At 62.9% G+C, this 19,536-nt stretch carries 20 protein-coding genes; 9 read left to right on the top strand and 11 right to left on the bottom strand.

From position 1 onward, the window contains the following. Positions 1 to 2: 2 nt before the first annotated feature. Positions 3 to 302, bottom strand: coding sequence for a hypothetical protein (locus tag LAC81_RS13425; protein WP_223725192.1), 300 nt, complete (start codon positions 300 to 302; stop codon positions 3 to 5). A gap of 82 nt (positions 303 to 384) precedes the next feature. Here LAC81_RS13425 and LAC81_RS13420 point away from each other — a divergent pair, with 82 nt between their 5' ends. Continuing rightward, the gene (locus tag LAC81_RS13420) at positions 385 to 1,059 is read left to right on the top strand and encodes a helix-turn-helix transcriptional regulator (protein WP_223725191.1); all 675 of its coding nucleotides are present in this window, start codon (positions 385 to 387) and stop codon (positions 1,057 to 1,059) included. A gap of 128 nt (positions 1,060 to 1,187) precedes the next feature. Continuing rightward, the gene (locus LAC81_RS13415; protein WP_223725190.1) at positions 1,188 to 1,637 is read left to right on the top strand and encodes a host attachment protein; all 450 of its coding nucleotides are present in this window, start codon (positions 1,188 to 1,190) and stop codon (positions 1,635 to 1,637) included. A 36-nt stretch (positions 1,638 to 1,673) separates the two neighbouring features. On the opposite strand, the gene LAC81_RS13410 is transcribed toward LAC81_RS13415, so the two are convergent. Beyond that, positions 1,674 to 3,260 (bottom strand): trimethylamine methyltransferase family protein, encoded by a 1,587-nt coding sequence (locus LAC81_RS13410; protein ID WP_223725189.1) that lies wholly within the window; start codon positions 3,258 to 3,260, stop codon positions 1,674 to 1,676. A 167-nt stretch (positions 3,261 to 3,427) separates the two neighbouring features. Continuing rightward, positions 3,428 to 4,141, bottom strand: a complete 714-nt coding sequence (gene mnmD, locus LAC81_RS13405; RefSeq protein ID WP_223725188.1) for a tRNA (5-methylaminomethyl-2-thiouridine)(34)-methyltransferase MnmD — start codon at positions 4,139 to 4,141, stop codon at positions 3,428 to 3,430. A 39-nt stretch (positions 4,142 to 4,180) separates the two neighbouring features. On the opposite strand from mnmD, the gene LAC81_RS13400 reads away from it, so the two are divergent. Then, a complete protein-coding gene (locus tag LAC81_RS13400; RefSeq protein WP_223725187.1) occupies positions 4,181 to 5,323 on the top strand; it encodes an NAD(P)/FAD-dependent oxidoreductase in 1,143 nt (380 codons plus the stop codon). Positions 5,324 to 5,390: 67 nt separating this feature from the next. Here the strand turns inward: LAC81_RS13400 and LAC81_RS13395 are convergent, their stop codons facing one another. Next, a complete protein-coding gene (locus tag LAC81_RS13395) occupies positions 5,391 to 5,780 on the bottom strand; it encodes a PRC-barrel domain-containing protein (RefSeq protein ID WP_223725186.1) in 390 nt (129 codons plus the stop codon). 267 nt (positions 5,781 to 6,047) lie between these two features. On the opposite strand from LAC81_RS13395, the gene LAC81_RS13390 reads away from it, so the two are divergent. The 5 genes from LAC81_RS13390 to uraH all read left to right on the top strand — a co-directional run bounded on the left by LAC81_RS13390 (position 6,048) and on the right by uraH (position 9,419). Beyond that, on the top strand, positions 6,048 to 6,848 hold the full coding sequence (locus tag LAC81_RS13390) for a DUF1045 domain-containing protein (RefSeq protein ID WP_223725185.1): 801 nt from the start codon (positions 6,048 to 6,050) through the stop codon (positions 6,846 to 6,848). Positions 6,849 to 6,975: 127 nt separating this feature from the next. Next, positions 6,976 to 7,905 carry an allantoinase PuuE gene (gene puuE, locus LAC81_RS13385; protein WP_223725184.1) on the top strand — a complete coding sequence of 310 codons (930 nt, stop codon included), beginning with the start codon at positions 6,976 to 6,978 and terminating at the stop codon, positions 7,903 to 7,905. Beyond that, positions 7,905 to 8,408 carry a 2-oxo-4-hydroxy-4-carboxy-5-ureidoimidazoline decarboxylase gene (gene uraD / locus LAC81_RS13380; protein WP_223725183.1) on the top strand — a complete coding sequence of 168 codons (504 nt, stop codon included), beginning with the start codon at positions 7,905 to 7,907 and terminating at the stop codon, positions 8,406 to 8,408. The genes puuE and uraD overlap by 1 nt, the downstream gene beginning before the upstream one ends. Positions 8,409 to 8,495: 87 nt before the next feature. Beyond that, positions 8,496 to 8,993: an ureidoglycolate lyase gene (locus LAC81_RS13375; RefSeq protein ID WP_223727822.1), complete on the top strand. Its 498-nt coding sequence runs from the start codon at positions 8,496 to 8,498 to the stop codon at positions 8,991 to 8,993. Between the two features lie 63 nt (positions 8,994 to 9,056). Next, positions 9,057 to 9,419 (top strand): hydroxyisourate hydrolase, encoded by a 363-nt coding sequence (gene uraH / locus LAC81_RS13370; RefSeq protein WP_223725182.1) that lies wholly within the window; start codon positions 9,057 to 9,059, stop codon positions 9,417 to 9,419. Between the two features lie 192 nt (positions 9,420 to 9,611). On the opposite strand, the gene LAC81_RS13365 is transcribed toward uraH, so the two are convergent. The 4 genes from LAC81_RS13365 to LAC81_RS13350 all read right to left on the bottom strand — a co-directional run bounded on the left by LAC81_RS13365 (position 9,612) and on the right by LAC81_RS13350 (position 14,448). Continuing rightward, positions 9,612 to 10,748 carry an alpha-hydroxy acid oxidase gene (locus LAC81_RS13365; protein WP_223725181.1) on the bottom strand — a complete coding sequence of 379 codons (1,137 nt, stop codon included), beginning with the start codon at positions 10,746 to 10,748 and terminating at the stop codon, positions 9,612 to 9,614. 161 nt (positions 10,749 to 10,909) lie between these two features. Continuing rightward, positions 10,910 to 12,226 (bottom strand): guanine deaminase, encoded by a 1,317-nt coding sequence (gene guaD / locus LAC81_RS13360; RefSeq protein ID WP_223725180.1) that lies wholly within the window; start codon positions 12,224 to 12,226, stop codon positions 10,910 to 10,912. Next, on the bottom strand, positions 12,223 to 13,461 hold the full coding sequence (gene puuD, locus LAC81_RS13355) for a urate hydroxylase PuuD (protein WP_223725179.1): 1,239 nt from the start codon (positions 13,459 to 13,461) through the stop codon (positions 12,223 to 12,225). The genes guaD and puuD overlap by 4 nt, the downstream gene beginning before the upstream one ends. 72 nt (positions 13,462 to 13,533) lie before the next feature. Continuing rightward, positions 13,534 to 14,448: a LysR substrate-binding domain-containing protein gene (locus tag LAC81_RS13350; protein WP_223725178.1), complete on the bottom strand. Its 915-nt coding sequence runs from the start codon at positions 14,446 to 14,448 to the stop codon at positions 13,534 to 13,536. Positions 14,449 to 14,460: 12 nt separating this feature from the next. Between LAC81_RS13350 and LAC81_RS13345 the strand changes: the two genes are divergently transcribed. Further along, on the top strand, positions 14,461 to 14,799 hold the full coding sequence (locus LAC81_RS13345) for a hypothetical protein (RefSeq protein ID WP_223725177.1): 339 nt from the start codon (positions 14,461 to 14,463) through the stop codon (positions 14,797 to 14,799). Positions 14,800 to 14,817: 18 nt separating this feature from the next. Here LAC81_RS13345 and xdhB read toward each other — a convergent pair whose 3' ends face one another. The 3 genes from xdhB to LAC81_RS13330 form a co-directional block, all read right to left on the bottom strand. Further along, positions 14,818 to 17,154 (bottom strand): xanthine dehydrogenase molybdopterin binding subunit, encoded by a 2,337-nt coding sequence (gene xdhB, locus LAC81_RS13340; RefSeq protein WP_223725176.1) that lies wholly within the window; start codon positions 17,152 to 17,154, stop codon positions 14,818 to 14,820. 2 nt (positions 17,155 to 17,156) lie between these two features. After that, positions 17,157 to 18,632: a xanthine dehydrogenase small subunit gene (gene xdhA, locus LAC81_RS13335; protein ID WP_223725175.1), complete on the bottom strand. Its 1,476-nt coding sequence runs from the start codon at positions 18,630 to 18,632 to the stop codon at positions 17,157 to 17,159. Between the two features lie 111 nt (positions 18,633 to 18,743). Continuing rightward, the gene (locus LAC81_RS13330) at positions 18,744 to 19,520 is read right to left on the bottom strand and encodes a 3-hydroxybutyrate dehydrogenase (protein ID WP_223725174.1); all 777 of its coding nucleotides are present in this window, start codon (positions 19,518 to 19,520) and stop codon (positions 18,744 to 18,746) included. Positions 19,521 to 19,536 lie beyond the last annotated feature (16 nt).

Genomic DNA, 19,536 nt, shown 5'->3' with positions numbered 1-19,536 from the left:
GCTCAGATCTGTTGGTCGACGGTGAAATGCTGCATCAGCATTACCGTGCTGATCGCCGCCATGTAAGGGGCGAACTCCGGATCGACGCGGACGCGTTCGCCGGCCGATTTGGCGGCGTCGAGCGTTTCCCACTCGACGAGATCCGCAACCATTCCCTGTGTTTCGCAGGAGCCGACCGCGCGCCACGAAACGAAGCCGGGATAGCGGGAAACGGCCTGCATGGCCCGGTTGCGCGCTTCGGCCGCTGCCGGCTTGTCCGCGACGATGCAGACGGCAAGTTCGAGGATGCTGTTGGTGGTCATGTCACGCTCCATGTTGAATGCCGCTTGACTTAACCACAGAGCAACTGACAGCCTTATGGCCATTATCTTTGGAGTTCCTGCAATGAGGCCCGCCGACCGGCTGTTCCGTATCATCCAGCTCATGCGCGCGAGCGGCCGGGTGATGACGGCGCGCGAGATCGCCGAGAAGATGGAGGTCGCCCAGCGCACCATCTATCGGGACATGGAGCACCTGATCGCGTCGGGTGCGCCGATCGATGGCGAACGCGGGGTCGGCTATCTGCTGCGCGAGGCGTTCGACGCACCGCCGCTCGCCTTCACATTCGAGCAGCTCGAGGCTCTGGCCTTCGGTGCCCGCGCCGTCCAGATGCTGGGCGACGGGCGTCTTGCCCAGGCTGCGCGCGAGGCGATGGAGAAGATTGCCCATGGCTTGCCGTCCGAACATCGGCAACGGCTGACGGCAGCGCCGCTTCGCGCCTTTCGTTCAGCGCTTCAGCCGGAACCGCCTGTTCTGCTCGGCGAGATACGGCTGGCAATCGCCGGGCGCCGTAAGCTTCGCCTGGAGTATGACAGCCTCAAGAGCGAGCATTCCGAGCGTACCATCTGGCCGCTTGGCCTCAGTGTCTTCGGACACTTCTGGTTGCTGACGGGCTGGTGCGAGCTGAGGTCGGACTTCCGGGATTTCCGGGTTGACAGGATCAGCGCGCTTCACGTCGAGCGCGAACGCTACGAGGTGACTCCGGAGCGTAGCTTCGAGGCCTATATCGCTCGGATGTGATCGGGGCGTCACGGCCAAACAATCATCGTCACAGCCTGCTTTCTATGGAACCGGATCGCGGTTCGTTCGTTTCCTTTACAGGGTCTCTATGACCCCTCGCGATCCACACCTTTCACTGGGAGACAATCGTGCAAAACCGGACTTGGATACTGGCCGCGGATGGTAACACCGCGCGCATCGTCAAGGGCGTGAACCTGTTGAAGGAGGACCGCCAGCGGCCGGAGGAGGAGACCTTTCACACCGAACCGAAGCGTGTTCAGGACATCATGGCCGACAAGCCGGGTCGGTCACATTCGTCCGTCGGGCACGGCCGCTCGGCCATGGAATACAAGAGCAATCCTGTTCGCGAGGAACAGCAGCGCTTCGTCGCCGACGTGGCCGAAAAGCTGGAAGGCTACGCGGCCGACCAGGCGTTCGACAGCCTGGTGATCTGCGCTGCGCCGAGGACCCTCGGAGATCTCAGGAAGCAGCTCTCCGCGCATGTTCGGGAGCGGACCGTCGCCGAGATCGACCGCAACTGCGTTGCCGCCTCCACGGAGCAATTGATCGCAACGGCGCGGGCCGCGGTGTTCCCCTAAGCCAACGGCTTCAGTTCCGCTTCGCCGCGCGTCCCGTCAGAAGTCCGTCGGGACGCCACCTTCCTCTTTGCGTTTGGCCACAAAGGCATCTAGCTCTTCTTCGATTGCGGGATCGAGGTGCGGACGCTCGTATTCGTTCAGTTTCTGCTTGAAGACCCGGTTGGCATGGTCGTAGGTCGTCGGCCGTCCGGCTTCGGTCCAGGTCTCGAAGTTGCGCCAGTCGGAAAGGATCGGCGAATAGAAGGCGGTCTCGTAGCGCTGCAGCGTGTGCAACGTGCCAAAATAATGGCCGCCGGGGCCGACGTCGCGCACCGCATCGAGGCCCAGTGCGTCCTCGCTGACATCGAGCGGCGTCAGATATTCTGCCACCATCTGCAGCATGTCGACATCGAGGATGAACTTCTCGAATGAGGCCGTCAGGCCACCCTCGGTCCATCCGGCTGCATGCATCACGAAGTTGCCGCCACCCTGGGTCAGCGCCCAGAGCGACATGGCTGACTCGTAGGCGGCCTGGGCGTCGAGCGTATTGGCGGCATTGGTGTTCGAAGTCCGGTAGGGGATGCCATATTTGCGGGCGAGCTGGCCGCCGGCAACCACCGCCTTCATGTATTCAGGCGTACCGAAGGCTGGGGCACCGGTCTTCATGTCGACGTTGGAGGTAAAGCCGCCATACATCACCGGCGCGCCGCGCCTGATCATCTGGGTGAAGGCGATGCCGCAGAGCGCCTCGGCATTCTGCTGGACCAGAGCGCCGGCAATCGTCACCGGGGCCATGGCCCCGGCGAGGGTGAAGGGCGTGACCACCACGACCTGGTTGCGCGAGGACATCTCGATGATGCCCTGGAGCATCGGCCCGTCGAGGCGGAGCGGCGAGGAGGTGTTGATAATGGTGAAGAGCGAAGGCTCGCGCTCCATCTGTTCCATCGAAATGCCGCGGCCGATCCGGGCGATCTCGATGCCGTCGGTGTTGCGCTGCTTGCCCAGGGAATAGGCGTGGAACACCTTGTCGGTGAGCTTCACCATGTCCGAGAGGCAATCGAGGTGACGCACCGAAGCATGCAGGTCGACCGGCTCGACCGGATAGCCCCCGGTCGTGTGCACGATGTCGTAGGATTGGGCGAGCTTCACCAGCTTGCGGAAGTCTTCGTGGTTGCCCGTCCGGCGGCCGCCGTCACGATCGGCGACGAAGGGGGCGCTGGCGATCTGGGCGAAGACGAGATTGTTGCCACCGATCGCGACGTTGCGCGCCGGGTTGCGGGCATGCATGGTGAAGGAGGAAGGGGCGGAGGCGATCATCTCCATGATCAGCCCGCGGTCGAAGCGCACGCGGTCGGTACCGGCCACCACGTCGGCGCCGGCGGCCTTCATCCGGTCGCGAGCCTCCGGCAGTATGATGTCCATGCCGATCTCTTCGAGGATCGTCAACGATGCGTCGTGGATCGCTTCGAGCGCATCCTCGGACAGAACGGTGGACTTTGCCAGCGTATTGACAAGATTGAGGTATTTGCCGCTGGGGGATTTGCGCGCCCGTTCGGCTCCGCGGCCGCCTGGCCTGCGGCGCCGCTCCAGCGGCGACGAAGCTGCATCGCCGGTTGCTGCATCGGGAAACTGATCGTCGTTCATGAAGGACCCACCGCGTTGCCGATGGCTGTGTGTCGCAGATTCCCGGTTGCTATGGCCCGCCATTTGCGACAGTTCAGTTCTCTGGTGGAGTAAATCGCTTCCGCTGACGCAATTTTGCGGACCGATGGCGCAACCGTTCAAGACACGCCGCCATCGAGGAGGCGTCCCTAGGAGCGCTCACCCCGCAGCATCTCGCGCTTGCCTGCAAAACCCTTGCGTTTCTCGACGACGAAGCCGGCGGCCTGGAGATTGCGCCGGACGAAACCGGCAGCGGCGTAGGTCGCAAAGCTGCCGCCGGCGACGGTCCTTTCGAACACGAGCCGCATCAGCTCTTCCGACCACATATCGGGATTGCGCGAGGGTGCGAAACCGTCGAGATACCAGGCATCGAACGACCGAGCGCGGGCAACCCCTTCCAGGGCGGGGCTGCAGACGACAGTGAGGCTGACGTCGTCGCCGAAATCGATACCGACGTCACCGTTGGGCACTGCCGGCCAGCGCGAGACCAGGGCCTGGCGTTCGGTGTCAATCTCCGGCCAGTGGCTGAGCGCGCGCGAAATCTCGTCAGCGGCCATCGGGAAACGCTCGAACGAGACGAAGTGCAGACGGTCGCCGGCACCTGCGGTGATCTTCCACTGGCGCCAGGTTTCGCAGAAATTTAGGCCGGTGCCGAAGCCCAGTTCGCCGATGCGGAAGGTGCCGGCGCCGACCCAGCGTTCCGGCAGGCCATTGCCTGAAAGGAACACGTGGCCGCATTCCAGCCGCCCGTCGGTGCGGCAATAAAAGTGATCGCCAAATTCCCGGGAATAGGGCATATCGCCCTCGTGCCAATCAAGGTTTTGGTGCGCTGGCGGGTCGATCGGGTCTGCTGGTCCTGTCATGGCAAAGGCGATAATCCGCCGGCCGGAGAAGGTCAATCGATGAGCGAACTTTTGGTCATCGGCGGCGGCGTCATGGGGCTGTGGGCCGCCCTTTGCGCCGCGCGCAAGGGCATGAAGGTGCGGCTCGTCGAGCAGCGGGCAATCGGCGCCGGAGCCAGCGGCGGCCTGCTGGGCGCGCTCATGCCGCATATGCCCGATCGCTGGAATGAAAAGAAACAATTCCAGTTCGATGCGCTGGTGTCGCTCGAAGAAGAGGTCGCACAGCTCGAAGCCCAGACGGGATTGTCGACCGGCTATCGGCGCACCGGGCGGCTGATGCCGCTTGCCAAGGCACATCTGCGTGACATCGCTCTGCGGCATGAGCAGGATGCGCAACAGCAATGGCGCTCGGGCGCGCGGCAATTCTTCTGGCATGTCCAGGAGAACGGACCGGAGGGCTGGCCCGCCGAAGAGGCAACGGCGCATGGCGTCGTTTTCGATACGCTCGCCGCACGAGTGTCGCCGCGCCGCACTTTATCGGCCCTGCGCGCCGCGCTGTCGCAGTGGCACAATGTTCTGATCGATGAAGGCTCTGGCGTTCACAGCATCCTGCCGGCGCATGGACAGGTCGAGCGCGACGATGGCAGCCGGCTCAGCTTCGACCATTGCATCATCTCTGCCGGCGTCGGCAGCTTCCCGCTGATCGATGCCGTGTCGGGCCCGCTAAAAGCGACGAGCGGTACGGCGGTCAAGGGCCAGGCAGCGCTGCTGAAGGCGGACGTCGATCCGGACCTGCCGATCATCTTCACCGACGGCGTCTATGTCGTCGCTCATGACGACGGCCATGTGGCGATCGGCAGCACCAGTGAGAACAGCTTTGCCGATCCGCTATCCACGGACGAACTGCTCGACGACCTGCTGCGGCGCGCAACCCTCCTGGCGCCGCGTCTGGCTGACGCCCGGATGGTAGAGCGTTGGGCCGGACTCAGGCCGAAATCGGCCGGGCGCGAGCCCACGGTCGGGCGGCATCCTGATCATCCGAACATCTCCGTGCTGACCGGCGGCTTCAAGGTGAGCTTCGGCATTGCGCATCGTTTGGGGCGTTTCGTCATCGACGAGATCGCCGGCGTTCCGACGATCGATATCCCCGAATCCTTCCTTTGCCGGAATCACATCGCAGCGCTTCGGGAGAAGCACCTCTAGGACTGGACACAGTGAAGGCCCCGCCGCCGGCGGAGCCTTGAATATTCGTACAATCGCTAGTCCGACCTTACATCCAGTAGGGCGGCACGCCGTAATAGTCGTAGACGCGGCGGCCGTTTTCTTCGTTCCAGTCGTATTCCTCGTTGCCGCGATACTTCGGTGCACGGTCGACCTGATCGCGCGTCACGTCGGTGCGGTAGCCGCCAAGGTTCTGGTCATAGGTCAGCTTCGCCCAGGGCAGCGGATAGTGGTCTTCGCCAAGGCCGAGAAAGCCGCCGAAACCGAGCACGGCATAGGCCACGCGACCGCTGCGCTTTTCGATGATCACGCGCTCGATCGAGCCGATGTGCTTGTTGTCGGAGCCATAAACCTTCGTGCCTTCAACCTTGTCGCTCGCAATCAGGTCATGAGTTTCCTTGATACGGGCGTCCTGCAGGTTTGCGTTGTGATAGCTCACGCTTCTTCTCCATCCTTGATTGTTACCAAAAGGGAACGGCTGGCTGGATGGATGGTTCCGAAAATCTGGCGAAGACCGGCGCACTCGCGCGGTTTTTCCCTGTCCACTTCGTCAATCTGTCACGCAAATCACCTAAGACGCGGCCAACAGATCACGATGATCCCGCGTCGGGGCATCGAAGATCATGAGGGTGATCGAACTCATTGGGCGGGATGAGGAATCCGCAGGTACTTTTCCTCATGCCGTAAGGGATAACCGGAGCCAGCCATGCGCTACGCCATTTGTTTTACACCGCCGATGGCCGACCCGCTTTCCGTGGTCGCCGCAAGCTGGCTTGGGCGCAACGTCTATTCCGGCGAACCGACCGAACTGCCTTCGGTCGCGGGCCTGAGCTCCGCCGACATCGCCTACCACACGGCCGTGCCGCGCCGCTTCGGGTTCCATGCGGTGATGATGTCGCCCTTTCGTCTGCATCCGGACATGACGGAATCACAGCTGCTGAAGGCGCTGATGCATTTTGCCGGCGCACAGACGCCGTTTGAAATCGATCGTCTGGAGGTCGCGCGCATCGGCCGGTGCTTCGGCCTGATGCCGCAGGTACCGAGCACCGCGATGCATCTTTTGGCGGCCAACGTCGTTCAGGAATTCGATGCCTTTCGCGCGCCGCTCAGCGAGGACGAGATCGAGCGTTCCGACCCGGATCGGCTGACCGCACCGCAGTTTTCCAATCTCCATCGCTGGGGCGATCCTCATGTGATGGACGAATATCGCTTCCACATGATGCTGACCGGCCCGTTGGCGTCCGACGCGATGCGCCAGGTCGAGCCACCCCTGCGCGAGCTATTGGAGCCGTGCCTTGCGACGCCGCTTTCCATCGGCAGCCTTGCCCTCTTCGTAGAGCAGGAGAGCGGTGCGCCGTTGCGTGTGCACTCGCAGCATCCGCTCGGCAAGATCTCCACGAACGCCCGCGCCGAGCGCGCCAAACGCATGGTCGCCGATCCCTCGCTCGGTTCGGGATCGATGCGACCCTTACCGCTCATCGTCGCGGCATTGATGGCGCAGCGTTAGCAACAGCACAGAATTCAGCCTTCGTCTCTCTCCGAGATCACCGTTCAGCGACCCTCCGCTGGCAGATTTCGGTATCGACAATCCGGTCGGCGGTGATACCGTTCGGGAAAAATCGAAGGGTGATTTGATGTCTGAGACTAAGTATCCGCGCGATCTCGTTGGCTATGGCCGCAATCCGCCGAAGGCAAACTGGCCGGGCGACGCGCGCATTGCCGTGCAGTTCGTGCTGAATTACGAGGAGGGTGGCGAAAGCTGCATTCTCGATGGCGATCCGGCTTCCGAATGCCTGCTATCCGAGATCGTCGGCGCGCAGCCCTGGCATGGCCAGCGTAACCTCAACATGGAATCGATCTACGAGTACGGCGCGCGCTCCGGTTTCTGGCGGCTGTGGCGCATGTTCACGAGCCGCAACGTGCCCCTGACTGTCTACGGCGTGACGCAGGCGATGGCGCGCAATCCGGAAGCGGTTGCGGCCATGAAGGAAGCCGGCTGGGAGATTGCCAGCCACGGCCTGCGCTGGCTCGAATACAAGGATTTCCCCGAAGAGGTCGAACGCGAGCATATCCGCGAGGTCGTCCGCCTGCACACGGAGCTCACCGGCGAGCGGCCGCTCGGCATCTACCAGGGCAAGCCTTCGTCCAATACGCTGAAGCTGGTGCTGGAAGAGGGCGGTTTCCTCTATTCCTGCGACAGCTATGCCGACGAACTGCCCTATTGGGTGCCCGGCCTGCCGGCCGACAAGCCGCACCTGATCATCCCCTACACGCTTGACGCCAACGACATGCGCTTCGCAACGCCGCAGGGCTTCAACAGCGGCGACCAGTTCTTCAGCTACCTGAAGGACACATTCGACGTGCTCTACGAGGAAGGCCGCCAGGGCGACGCCAAGATGATGAACATCGGCCTGCACTGCAGGCTCGTCGGGCGCCCGGGTCGTGCGGCCGCGCTCGCCCGCTTCATCGATTACGTCATGTCGCATGACAAGGTCTGGGTGCCCCGGCGCATCGATATCGCCAACCACTGGTACCAGCACCACAAGCCGGAAGGGGCGCTCTGATGTCCGACCGCGACGCCTTCGTCGCCCGTTTCGGCGACGTGTTCGAGCATTCACCCTGGGTGGCCGAACGCGCCTTCGATCGCGCCACGACGGCGGGCCTGATGGCGGGCAACGTGCATTCGGCACTCTGCCAGGCTTTTCGTGCGGCATTGCCGCGCGAGAAGCTACAGGTCTTGCGCGCCCATCCCGATCTTGCCGGCAAGCTGGCGATCGCGGGCAAGCTGACGGCGGACTCGACGGCGGAGCAAGCGTCTGCCGGTCTCGACCGGCTGACGCCCGAGGAGCATCAGCGCTTCACGGCGCTGAACGATGCCTACACGAAGAAATTCGGCTTTCCCTTCATCATCGCGGTGAAGGGGCTGACCAAGGGCCAGATTCTCGCCTCCTTCGAAAGCCGCATTGACAATTCGCCCGAAGAGGAATTTGAAACCGCTTGCGCGCAGGTGGAGAAAATCGCCCGCCTGCGGCTGCAGTCGATGCTTCCTGGAGACGAAAATGCCTGACAAAACCGTTCGATACGCGTCCTCACTCACCAGGGGGACCATCGAACTGGACCTCGCAAGCGCACCGATGCATGAGGTTCATGCATGATGTCGCGCCTGCTTAAGATCGAACCGCTGACGCGCGACACCTTTGCACCTTTCGGAACCGTCATCGAGGCCGACCCGGCGACAATGCGCTACATCAACGGCGGCAACACGGAACGTTTCCATGGGTTGGCGCGCGCCGATGTCGTGGGCGACGGTGCCAACGTCATCATCAACATCTTCCGCGGCCAGCCGCGCGCATTTCCCTATCCTGTGTCGATGATGGAGCGCCACCCGCTCGGCAGCCAGAGCTTTTCGCCGCTCGACGACCGCCCTTGGCTCGTCGTCGTTGCCGAAGACCGGGACGGCCGCCCCGGCGAGCCGCGGGTGTTTCAGGCAAGCGGCCGGCAGGGCGTCAATTACGGCCGCAATGTCTGGCACCACCCGTTGATGTCGGTCGGTGCGGTCAGCGATTTCCTGATCGTCGACCGCGAAGGGCCGGGCAACAATCTTGAAGAGTACTTTTATGACGAGCCCTTCGTCATCGAGAGCGCGATCTAGCGACTGATGAAAATGCGGACGTTCTTCGTCTGCATCCTGGACCAGTTAATGAAAGAGGATGAGATGAGCAGCACCGGCCGCCTGACGACCCATGTTCTTGATACCGCACTCGGCAAGCCGGCCGAAGGGCTGCGCATCGATCTCTACTGGCTGGAGGGTGAGGAGCGGCAGTTGATCCGCACCGTACACACCAACGGCGACGGTCGCGTCGATGGGCCGATGGTCGAAGGCATCGGCTTCATGGCCGGCAACTACGAGCTGGTCTTCCACGCCGGCGACTACCTGCGCCGCTCGGGCACAACGCTGCCGGAGCCGGCCTTCCTCGACCGCATCCCCTTGCGCTTCGGCATCGCCGATCCGGCAAGCCACTATCACGTGCCGCTGCTGCTTTCGCCCTACGGATATTCGACCTATCGGGGGAGCTGAAGCTTAGGGGGCGTGCGCTCGCTTCGCGTTCTGCCGGAAGCGCCACTCCAAGCTCCGTCATCCTCGCCCTTGTGGCGGGGATCCGGCGACCCGACGTCTGTCAGGTCAAAAGACCTTTCAGCCCAAGGACTTGGGCTGCTGGCTTCCTGTGGCAAGCACAGGAATGACGGCGGGACTGGCTGATGCCGCGGCCTATTCCGCTAATATGCTACGGTCCACATCGTTGATGTTGCGCTTGCCGCAGAGGGCCATGGTGATGTCCATCTCCTTGCGGATGATCTCCAGCGCCTTCGTCACGCCGTCCTTGCCCATGGCACCGAGGCCATAGAGGAACGGCCGGCCTATATAGGTGCCCTTGGCGCCCATGGCGACGGCTTTCAGCACGTCCTGGCCGGAGCGGATGCCGCCGTCGATATGCACCTCGATCTGATGACCGACGGCATCGACGATGCGCGGCAGCATGCTGATCGAGGAATGGGCGCCGTCAAGCTGCCGGCCGCCATGGTTGGAAACGATGATCGCGTCGGCGCCGGTGGCGGCTGCCATCTTGGCGTCTTCCGGATCGAGAATGCCCTTGAGGATCAACGGTCCGCCCCAGCGTTCCTTGATCCACGCGACATCCTTCCAGGAAAGCTGCGGGTCGAACTGCTCCGCCGTCCAGGCGCCGAGGGAGGAGAGGTCGGTGACGCTCTTGGCATGGCCGACGATGTTGCGGAAGGTGCGGCGCTTGGTGCCGAGCATCTTCACGCACCAGCCGGGACGCGTCGCCATCTGCCAGAGATGCTTGGGCGTCATTTTCGGCGGCGCGGAGAGGCCGTTCCTCAGGTCCTTGTGGCGCTGGCCGAGGATCTGCAGATCGAGTGTCAGCACCAGCGCCGAGCACTTGGCCGCCTTGGCGCGGTCGATCAGGTTCAGCACGAATTCGCGTTCGCGCATGACGTAGAGCTGGAACCAGAACGGCTTGGTCGTGACCGAGGCGACGTCCTCGATCGAGCAGATGCTCATGGTCGAGAGCGTGAAGGGCACGCCGAAGGCTTCGGCGGCCTGGGCTGCCAGCATTTCGCCGTCGGCATGCTGCATGCCGGTAAGGCCAGTCGGGGCGAGCGCCACCGGCATCGACACCTTCTGGCCGATCATCGTCGTTTCCAGCGAGCGGTCCGTCATATCCACCAACACGCGCTGGCGCAGCTTCACCTTGGCAAAATCCTCCTCGTTGGCGCGGTAGGTGCCTTCGGTCCAGGCGCCGCTGTCGGCATAGTCGAAGAAGAGCTTTGGCACGCGGCGCTTGGCGAGAGCCTTGAGGTCGCTGATTTCGAGGATTTGCGTCATGGAAACGGCCTTCGTCTGGATCACGAGTTGAAGCGGGATGCGGGCAAGCCGCACATGCCATTCTCAGCAGAGATGCCGAGCCATTACCATGTTTGCCGGAGGCTTGTTAATAGCCTCGACGCAAAGAGGTCAATTTTCTTGACCTCTTTGCGTTTGGCACGTCATGCCGCAGCCAATGCCGATTTCGCAGGCTTGCCGGCGACATAGGTCTCGCCGATCGCGCGATCGTCGCCCATCGTCTGCAGCAGGAAGAGCTCGTCGGCCAGAGAATTGACCACTTCGGCCCTGAGTGCCATGGCCGGCGTTGCCGCCATGTCGAGCACGATGAAATCGGCGTCGGTGCCGGCTTCCAGTGTTCCGATCCGGTCGACCAGCGACAGCGCCTCGGCATTGCCGCGGGTCATCATGAAGAAGCTGTCGAAGGGGTTCAGTCGCTCGCCCTGCAGTTGCAGGATCTTGTAGGCCTCGTCGAGCGTCTTCAGCATGGAGTAGCTGGTGCCGCCGCCGATGTCGGAGGCGACCGAGGTGCGCACCGGCTTGTCGCGGCGGTTGAGCGCACGTAGCGGAAAGAGGCCGGAGCCGAGGAAGAGATTGGACGTCGGGCAAAAGACAGCGACCGAGCCGGTCTCGCTCATGACATCCGCCTCGCGCTCGGAGAGATGGATGCAGTGGCCGAAGAGGCTCTTGCGCCCGAGCAGGCCGTAGCGGGCGTAGACGTCGGTATAGTCCTTGGCCTCCGGATAAAGTTCGCAGGTAAAGGCGATCTCGTCGCGGTTTTCCGAAAGGTGGGTCTGCACGTGCAGGTCCGGGAATTCGTGCACCAGCGACTTGGCGACGGCCATCTGCTCCGGCGTCGAGGTGATGGCGAAGCGCGGGGTGATGGCGACGTGGTTGCGGCCCTTGCCATGCCAGTCGCGGATGACGGCGCGGGTCTCGTCGTAGCCCATTTGCGGCGTGTCAAGGAGCCCTTGCGGTGCATTGCGGTCCATCATCACCTTGCCGGCGACCATGCGCATGTCGCGCCTGAGCGCCTCGGCGAAGAAGGCATCGGCGGACGCCTTGTGCACCGAGCAATAGGCGGTTGCCGTCGTCGTGCCGTGGCGCACCATCTCGTCGAAGAAGCGCGTCGCGATGCGGGTCGCATGGGCGCTCTCGACGAAGCGGCATTCCTCCGGAAAGGTGTAGGTGTTCAGCCACTCCAAAAGGTTGGCGGCATAGGAGGCCATCACCTGCATCTGCGGGAAATGCAGGTGTGTGTCGATGAAGCCGGGCACGATCAGGTGCGGGCGGTGATCGATTTCCGTGACGCCTTCAAGCGCACCTGCCTTCACCGTGGCATAGCCGCCGCTGGCGATGATCTCTCCACCCGCAACCAGCAAGGCACCGTCGCTTTCGTAGCTATAGGCGCCGCTATCGTCGATCGACGTCGGCGCGCGGTGAAAGCTCAGCAACCGGCCGCGGATGAGGGTGGTCGTCATTGTGTCTTGCCTTCCTCGACGGCGCTTTCGAACCAGGCTGCCAGCAGCTGGCGCTCGTCCGTCGTCATGTCTGTCACGTTGCCGGGCGGCATCGCGTGGCTACGCCCAGCCTGGATATAGATTTCGCGGGCATGGGCGGCAATCTCCGCGTCGCTTTCCAGCATCACGCCCTTCGGCGCCTGGGTGATACCCTCATAAACGGGCTCCGCCGCATGGCACATGGAACAGCGGGTCGAGACCGTGTCCTTGACGGCGGGGAAGTGGGCATTGGCGGCGAAGCGGGTAAATGCCGGCGCAACCTCGGCCTTTTCGCCGCCGGTCAGCACTTTCGGCACGGTCGAGAGCCACATGATCAAGATGAAGAGGAGGGCTGTGACCAGCCAGGTCCAGGTCGGCCTGCCCTTGCGGGCATGGGTGGTGTTGAACCAGTGGCGGATGGTGACGCCCATCAGGAAGACCAGTGCCGCGATGATCCAGTTGAATGCCGTCGCGAATGCCAGCGGGTAGTGGTTCGACAGCATGAAGAAGATGACCGGCAGCGTCAGGTAGTTGTTATGCAGTGAGCGCTGCTTGGCCTGGGCGCCGAGCTTCGGGTCCGGCGTGCGGCCGGCGATCAGATCCGCGACGACGATCTTCTGGTTGGGGATGATGATGAAGAACACATTGGCCGACATGATCGTCGCGGTGAAGGCGCCGAGATGCAGGAAGGCGGCGCGGCCGGTGAAGACCTGGGTATAGCCCCAGGCCATGGCGACGAGCGCCGCATAGAGCAGCGCCATCAGTCCCCAGGTGTTCCTGCCGATGGGCGACTTGCAGAGCAGGTCGTAAAACAGCCAGCCGATGCCGAGCGAGGCGAGCGAGATCAGGATCGCCGTCGTTGCCGAGATGTCGAGGACGTGGCGGTCGACCAGGAAGAGATCGGCGCCGCCGTAGTAGACGACACAGAGCATGGCGAAGCCCGAGAGCCACGTCACGTAGGATTCCCATTTGAACCAGGTGAGGTGCTCAGGCATCGAGGCCGGTGCCACCAGATACTTCTGGATGTGGTAGAAGCCGCCGCCATGGACCTGCCATTCCTCGCCATAGGCGCCGACGGGCAGGTGGTCGCGCTTCACCAGGCCAAGATCGAGCGCGATGAAATAGAAGGATGAGCCGATCCAGGCGATGGCCGTGATCACATGCAGCCAGCGCACGGCAAAGGCCAGCCATTCCCAGGCAATGGCGAATTCGTACATTCAGATCCCCTTTGTCTCCGTTACTTCACTTTGCGCATAAACCGCGGAGGGGAAAAGGGGCTTCGGCGCTCCTCAAGCGCTATTTGCTTGCAGGAAGCTTGGCGGGCAAAGTTCGCCGAGAATCCAGTCGCGGAAAATCCGGATCTTCGGCGTGTTGCGTCGGGCGTGCGGATAGGCGAGCCAATAGTCGCAGCCGTCGCTGCAGCGAAGATCGAAGGGCTGGTAGAGGCGGCCGAGCGCGACGTCATCGGGATAGAACTCCGGCGTCAGGATCGCCACACCCTGGCCGGCAATTGCGGCGCGTGCCTCGAACGTCTGGGCGCCGAGCCGGCTGTGCGGCCGGCCCTCGAGATCGGGGTCCTCGACGCCGGCGGCCTTGAACCACATCGGCCACCAGGGATCGCCTGCATCGATGATCCGGAGCTTCAGGAGGTCGCGCGGCTCGTGCACGCCGCCGATGGTTTCGGCAAGCGCCGGACTCAGCATGGGGCTGAACTCGACACGCATCAGCGGATGTGTGTCGAGGCCGGGCCAGACGCCACCGCCCGAGCGGATGGCGAGATCGGCGGGCTCGCGGGTGAAATCGGTGAGCGAGTCGCTGGTCGTCAGCCGGACGGCGATGTTCGGATGGGCGAGCTGGAAGCTGCCGATATTGCGGGCAAGCCATTGCGAGGCGAAGGTCGGCGTCGAACTGATCAAAAGCGCGCTGTCGATATCGCCGCGGGCATTGGAAACGGCTTCCTGCAGCATCTCGAAGGCTTCTGTCACGCGCGGTGCCATGCGCTGGCCCACATCCGTCAGCGAGATCTGGCGCGGGCGGCGCAGGAAAAGCGGCTCGCCGACATTCTCCTCGATCAACTTGACCTGGTAGCTTACGGCCGTCTGGGTCATGCCCAGCTCTTCGCCGGCCTTGGTGAAGCTGCCGAGCCTTGCAACCGCTTCGAAGACCCGGAGCGCATTCAGCGGAAACTGCTTCGACATCTTCATGGATAAGTTCTCTTGATGCATGCAGACGGATGTTCGATTGGATTTCGATCCTCCTCCACGGCATCCTTCAAGTCAACTTCCCAAGACGAAACAGGTGCTGACGTGACTTGCGATACATTCGAACATACTGAAAGAAAACCGTTTCTTTTATTCGAACCGGTCGTCCGGCTCGCGGCTGCCCTGTTCGGCGGCCTCGTTGCCGCCAAGCCGACATTGGACGTCGGCGCGCTCCCGGATCATATCAAGAGAGACATGGGTTTCATGGATGGCCGTGGCCCCTATGGCGATGACGAAGAGGCAATGGCCAACTCTCGCCGCCTTTTCAGCGTCGATGAATTGCCCCGGTTCTAACATTGACGACGATGGCCGTCAGGCGCTTCTCAGGCGCTCGACGGCCATCAGCACACGCTCCGGTGTTGCCGGGGCGTCGAGGCGCGGGCATTCGCGATAATCCGCAACGCTTGCCACCGCCATCGACAGCGCTTCGAGCACCGAGATCGGCAGCATGAAAGGCGGCTCTCCCACCGCCTTGGAGCGGCCGATGGTCTTTTCGGCGTTGCTCGACCATTCCGCAAGCTTGACGTTGAAGGTCTTCGGCCGGTCGGAGGCGAGCGGGATCTTGTAGGTGGAGGGAGCATGGGTGCGAAGCCGTCCCTTGTCGTCCCACCAGAGCTCCTCCGTCGTGAGCCAGCCCATGCCTTGCACGAAGCCACCTTCGATCTGGCCGATGTCGATCGCCGGATTGAGCGAACGCCCGACATCGTGCAGCACGTCGACGCGGTCGACCATGTATTCGCCGGTCAACGTGTCGATCGACACCTCTGAAACTGAAGCGCCATAGGCGAAGTAATAGAAGGGCGTGCCGCGGCCGCTGGCGCGATCCCAATGGATCTTCGGCGTCTTGTAATAGCCGGCCGCCGAAAGCTGGATGCGGCCCATATAGGCCTGCTTGATGAACTCGGGGAAGGGGATGAGTTCTTCACCGATCTTCACATGATTGGCGACGAAGCTGACATTCTCGGGCGTCGTCTGCCAGCGCTCGCAGGCAAAGCCGACGAGACGCTCCTTGATCTGGCGCGCTGCGTCATGCGCCGCCATGCCGTTGAGATCGGAGCCCGAGGAGGCGGCGGTCGCAGATGTATTCGGCACCTTGCCGGTCGTCGTCGCGGTGATGCGGACCCGATCGAGATCGACCTGGAAACTGTCGGCGATCACCTGGGCAACCTTGATGTAGAGGCCCTGGCCCATCTCGGTGCCGCCATGGTTCAGATGGATCGAGCCATCCTGGTAGATGTGCACGAGAGCGCCCGCCTGGTTGAAGGCGGTGAGCGTGAAGGAGATGCCAAATTTCACCGGCGTCAGCGCGATGCCCTTGCGGATGATGCGGCTATTCCGGTTGAACTCAAGGACCGCCTGGCGTCGCGCCTGATAGTCTGCGCTTTCTTCGAGTTCGGCGACGATGCGCGCGATGATGTTGTCTTCGACCTGCTGGTGGTAGGGCGTGATATCTCGGCCGGAACCCTTTTCACCGTAGAAGTTCAGCTTGCGGATTTCGAGCGGGTCCTTGCCGAGCTGGTAGGCGATCTCCTCGATAATGCGTTCGCCGCCGACCATGCCTTGCGGGCCGCCGAAACCGCGATAGGCGGTGTTGGAGACGGTGTTGGTCTTCAGCGGCTGTGAGGTGAGCTTCACATGCGGGAAGAAATAGGAGCTGTCGGCATGAAACAGCGCCCGGTCGGTGACGGGGCCGGAGAGGTCTGACGAGTAGCCGCAGCGCGCCGCGTAGTTCGCATGCACCGCATGGATGCGCCCGTCGTCGTCGAAGCCGACATCGTAGTCGACGAGGAAGTCGTGGCGCTTGCCGGTCGCCGTCATGTCCTCGTCCCGATCAGGGCGGAACTTAACTGCGCGGTTGAGCTTCTTCGCCGCCACGGCGGCAAGCGCTGCGAACTGGTTTCCTTGCGTTTCCTTGCCGCCGAAGCCGCCGCCCATGCGGCGGACATTTACGGTCACCGCATTGGAGGGCACGCCGAGCACATGCGAGACCATGTGCTGGACCTCGCTTGGGTGCTGGGTCGAGGACCAGACGGTAACCTCGTCATCCTCGCCGGGAATAGCAAGTGCAATATGGCCTTCGAGGTAGAAATGCTCCTGGCCGCCGATGCGCATGCTGCCCTTCAAGCGGCGGGGCGCCTTTTCGAGCTCGGCTTCCGCGTCGCCGCGCTGCAGGGTCAAGGGCTGCGTCACCAGTTCGCCGCCACGGGCGACCGCATCGAGAATGTCGGTGAAATGCGGCAGGTCGCGGTAGGCGATCTTCGCCAGCCTTGCCGCCCGGCGCGCGATGTCGCGAGTTTCGGCAATGACGGCGAAGGCCGGCTGGCCATGAAACTGCACGAGGCCATCCGCGAGCACCGGCTCGTCATGCAGGTGGCTCGGGCTGATGTCGTTGGAATGCGGCATGTCCTTGGCGGTCAGCACCAGGATGACACCGGGCACGGCGGCGACGGCCGAAAGGTCCATGGCCGTGATTTCCGCATGCGCCCGGTCGGTCATGCCGAGGGCGCCATGCAGGGTGCCTGCGGGTTCGGGCATGTCGTCGATGTAATCGGCGGTGCCGGAGACATGCTTGTGGGCGCTGTCATGACGCTGCGAGACATGCATCTCGCCGCGTATCGCCTTGCGTTCCTCGAAGGTGGATTTGTCCATGGTCATCTGTCTCCCGCAGCAAAGCGAATCAGTTGCGCAGGCTCGCCGCCGCTTTCCAGGAAGAAACGCATCAGGAGGTTTTTCGCCGCCAACATGCGGTAATCGCTGGTGGCGCGCCAGTCGGTGAGCGGCTGGTAGTCGGTCTCGAAGGCAGCTTGTACTGCGCGAACAGTCTCCTCGGTCCAGGGCTTGCCGATGAGCGCGGCCTCGACGTTCGCGGCGCGCTTTGGCGTGGCGGCCATGCCGCCGAAGGCGATGCGGGCAGAGCGGACGACGCCGTCTTCCACTGACAGCCGGAAGGCGCCGAGAAGGGCGGAAATGTCCTCGTCGCGGCGCTTGGAAATCTTGTAGGTGGCAAAGAGATCACCTTCCGGTAGTCTCGGCACGAAGATGCTCTCGACGAATTCTCCGGGCTTCCGATCCTGTTTGCCGTAGGCGATGAAGAAGTCTTCGAGCGGTAGTGTCCGGCGGCCCGCGGTGGAGCGCAACGCCACCGTCGCGCCAAGCACGATCAGGGGCGGCGGGCTGTCGCCGATCGGTGAGCCGTTGGCGATATTGCCGCCGATCGTGCCCATGTTGCGCACCTGCTCGCCGCCGATGCGGTTGATCAGGGGTCCAAGGCCAGGAAAGGTCGAGTTGAGGGCGTCAAAGGCCATGGTGTAGCTGACGCCGGCGCCGATCGTCAGGCCCGCCTCGGTCTCTTCGATGCCCTGCAATTCGGCGATGCCATTGATGAAGATCACCGGGTTGATCGCCCGCATCTGCTTGGTCACCCAGAGGCCGACATCAGTGGAACCGGCAACGACCGTCGCACCGGGATTGTCGGCAAGCGCCTCCGCCAGGCCGTTTCCGTCGGCCGGAACGATGAGACACTGTTCGCCCTGGCGAACGGTGATGGTTTCGGCAGGTGCAAGAGTCTTCAACCGGGCGGTGATCGTCTCACGTTCGCGGATGATCGGGTCGAACACTTTCGATGGCCGCGCTTGCGCCGCTGCCTCGGCGGCGCGCACAATCGGCTCGTAGCCGGTGCAGCGACAGAGGTTGCCTTGCAGCGCCTTTTCGATGTCGGCTCGATTTGGATCGTCGGTGCCTAGCCACAGGCCATAGAGCGACATGACGAAGCCGGGCGTGCAGAAGCCGCATTGCGAGCCGTGAAAATCGACCATCGCCTGTTGCACCGGATGCAGGGCGCCATCCTGTCCGGCAAGATGCTCGACAGTGACGACATGGGTTGCCTGCAGTGAGCCCAAGAAACGGATGCAGGCGTTGACGCTTTCATAGACGAGCGCATCGCCGGCAAGCCGCCCGACGAGCACGGTGCAGGCGCCGCAGTCGCCCTCAGCACAGCCTTCCTTGGTGCCAGTCAACCGGCGTTCCAGCCGCAGATAATCAAGCAGCGTCGCGGTCGGTGCGATGTCGGAAAGTGTGACCTCGCGGTCATTGAGGATGAAGCTGATGCTTCCGTTCGGCTGGGGCATGCCATTCATTCCCTGCGGCTGCTGCGTATACCTGAAATCACTTTGATCTTAGGTGGTTATGCAGAAAAGCAAAGAGCCGCGGAGATTTTTGCACGCGCCGTCAACGTGCGCCTATTGCGCCGTCCAGCCGCCATCCATGGAAACATGGGTGCCGGTGATCTGCGCCGCATCGTCGCCGGCAAGATAGACCGCAAGTGCTGCCACCTGTTCCACCGTGATGAACTTCTTGGTCGGCTGACCTTTCAGCATCACGTCGTTGATCACCTGCTGTTCGGTGATACCGCGGGTGCGCGCCTGGTCGGGGATCTGCTTTTCGACAAGCGGCGTCAGCACGTAGCCGGGGCAGATCGAGTTTGCAGTGATGCCGTTCTCCGCAACTTCAAGCGCCACCGTCTTCGTCAGTCCGAGCACGCCATGCTTGGCCGCGACATAGGCCGCCTTGAAGGGCGAGGCGACGAGGCCATGGGCCGATGCGATGTTGACGATGCGGCCCCACCCCTTGGCCTTCATGCCGGGAATGGCGGCGCGGATGGTGTGGAACGAGGAAGAGAGGTTGATCGCGATGATGCGATCCCATTGCTCGATCGGAAAATCCTCGACCTTTTCGACATATTGGATGCCGGCATTGTTGACGAGGATGTCGACGCCGCCGAAGCGGGTCGTTGCCGTGGCGATCAGATCGGCGATCTCGGCCGGCTTCGTCATGTCGGCGCCGTGATAGATGACCGTGCCGCTCGTCAGCGCGCTGACATCATCCGTCGCTTGTCTGATCTCGTCCGCACTGCCGAAGCCGTTCAGAACGATGTTGGCGCCGCCCTTGGCGAAGGCCTTGGCGATCGCAAGCCCGATGCCGCTCGTCGAACCGGTGATGACGGCTGTTTTCGTCATTGCTGCTCTCTCCCTT

This window comes from Ensifer adhaerens (assembly GCF_020035535.1).
Lineage (GTDB): Bacteria > Pseudomonadota > Alphaproteobacteria > Rhizobiales > Rhizobiaceae > Ensifer.
This window is presented reverse-complemented; position numbering and strand designations above follow the sequence as displayed.

Excerpts from the sequence above, each read along its gene's own strand:
- guaD (WP_223725180.1), bottom strand. The coding sequence starts at position 12,226 with ATGACGACCACCCTCATCCGCGGCCGGTTGCTGAGCTTTCACCGCGCG.
- LAC81_RS13420 (WP_223725191.1), top strand. The coding sequence starts at position 385 with ATGAGGCCCGCCGACCGGCTGTTCCGTATCATCCAGCTCATGCGCGCG.
- mnmD (WP_223725188.1), bottom strand. The coding sequence starts at position 4,141 with ATGACAGGACCAGCAGACCCGATCGACCCGCCAGCGCACCAAAACCTT.
- LAC81_RS13365 (WP_223725181.1), bottom strand. The coding sequence starts at position 10,748 with ATGACGCAAATCCTCGAAATCAGCGACCTCAAGGCTCTCGCCAAGCGC.
- uraD (WP_223725183.1), top strand. The coding sequence starts at position 7,905 with ATGTCCGACCGCGACGCCTTCGTCGCCCGTTTCGGCGACGTGTTCGAG.
- uraH (WP_223725182.1), top strand. The coding sequence starts at position 9,057 with ATGAGCAGCACCGGCCGCCTGACGACCCATGTTCTTGATACCGCACTC.
- LAC81_RS13400 (WP_223725187.1), top strand. The coding sequence starts at position 4,181 with ATGAGCGAACTTTTGGTCATCGGCGGCGGCGTCATGGGGCTGTGGGCC.
- xdhA (WP_223725175.1), bottom strand. The coding sequence starts at position 18,632 with ATGCCCCAGCCGAACGGAAGCATCAGCTTCATCCTCAATGACCGCGAG.
- LAC81_RS13375 (WP_223727822.1), top strand. The coding sequence starts at position 8,496 with ATGTCGCGCCTGCTTAAGATCGAACCGCTGACGCGCGACACCTTTGCA.
- LAC81_RS13410 (WP_223725189.1), bottom strand. The coding sequence starts at position 3,260 with ATGAACGACGATCAGTTTCCCGATGCAGCAACCGGCGATGCAGCTTCG.
- LAC81_RS13330 (WP_223725174.1), bottom strand. The coding sequence starts at position 19,520 with ATGACGAAAACAGCCGTCATCACCGGTTCGACGAGCGGCATCGGGCTT.
- xdhB (WP_223725176.1), bottom strand. The coding sequence starts at position 17,154 with ATGGACAAATCCACCTTCGAGGAACGCAAGGCGATACGCGGCGAGATG.
- LAC81_RS13425 (WP_223725192.1), bottom strand. The coding sequence starts at position 302 with ATGACCACCAACAGCATCCTCGAACTTGCCGTCTGCATCGTCGCGGAC.
- LAC81_RS13350 (WP_223725178.1), bottom strand. The coding sequence starts at position 14,448 with ATGAAGATGTCGAAGCAGTTTCCGCTGAATGCGCTCCGGGTCTTCGAA.
- LAC81_RS13390 (WP_223725185.1), top strand. The coding sequence starts at position 6,048 with ATGCGCTACGCCATTTGTTTTACACCGCCGATGGCCGACCCGCTTTCC.
- puuE (WP_223725184.1), top strand. The coding sequence starts at position 6,976 with ATGTCTGAGACTAAGTATCCGCGCGATCTCGTTGGCTATGGCCGCAAT.
- puuD (WP_223725179.1), bottom strand. The coding sequence starts at position 13,461 with ATGTACGAATTCGCCATTGCCTGGGAATGGCTGGCCTTTGCCGTGCGC.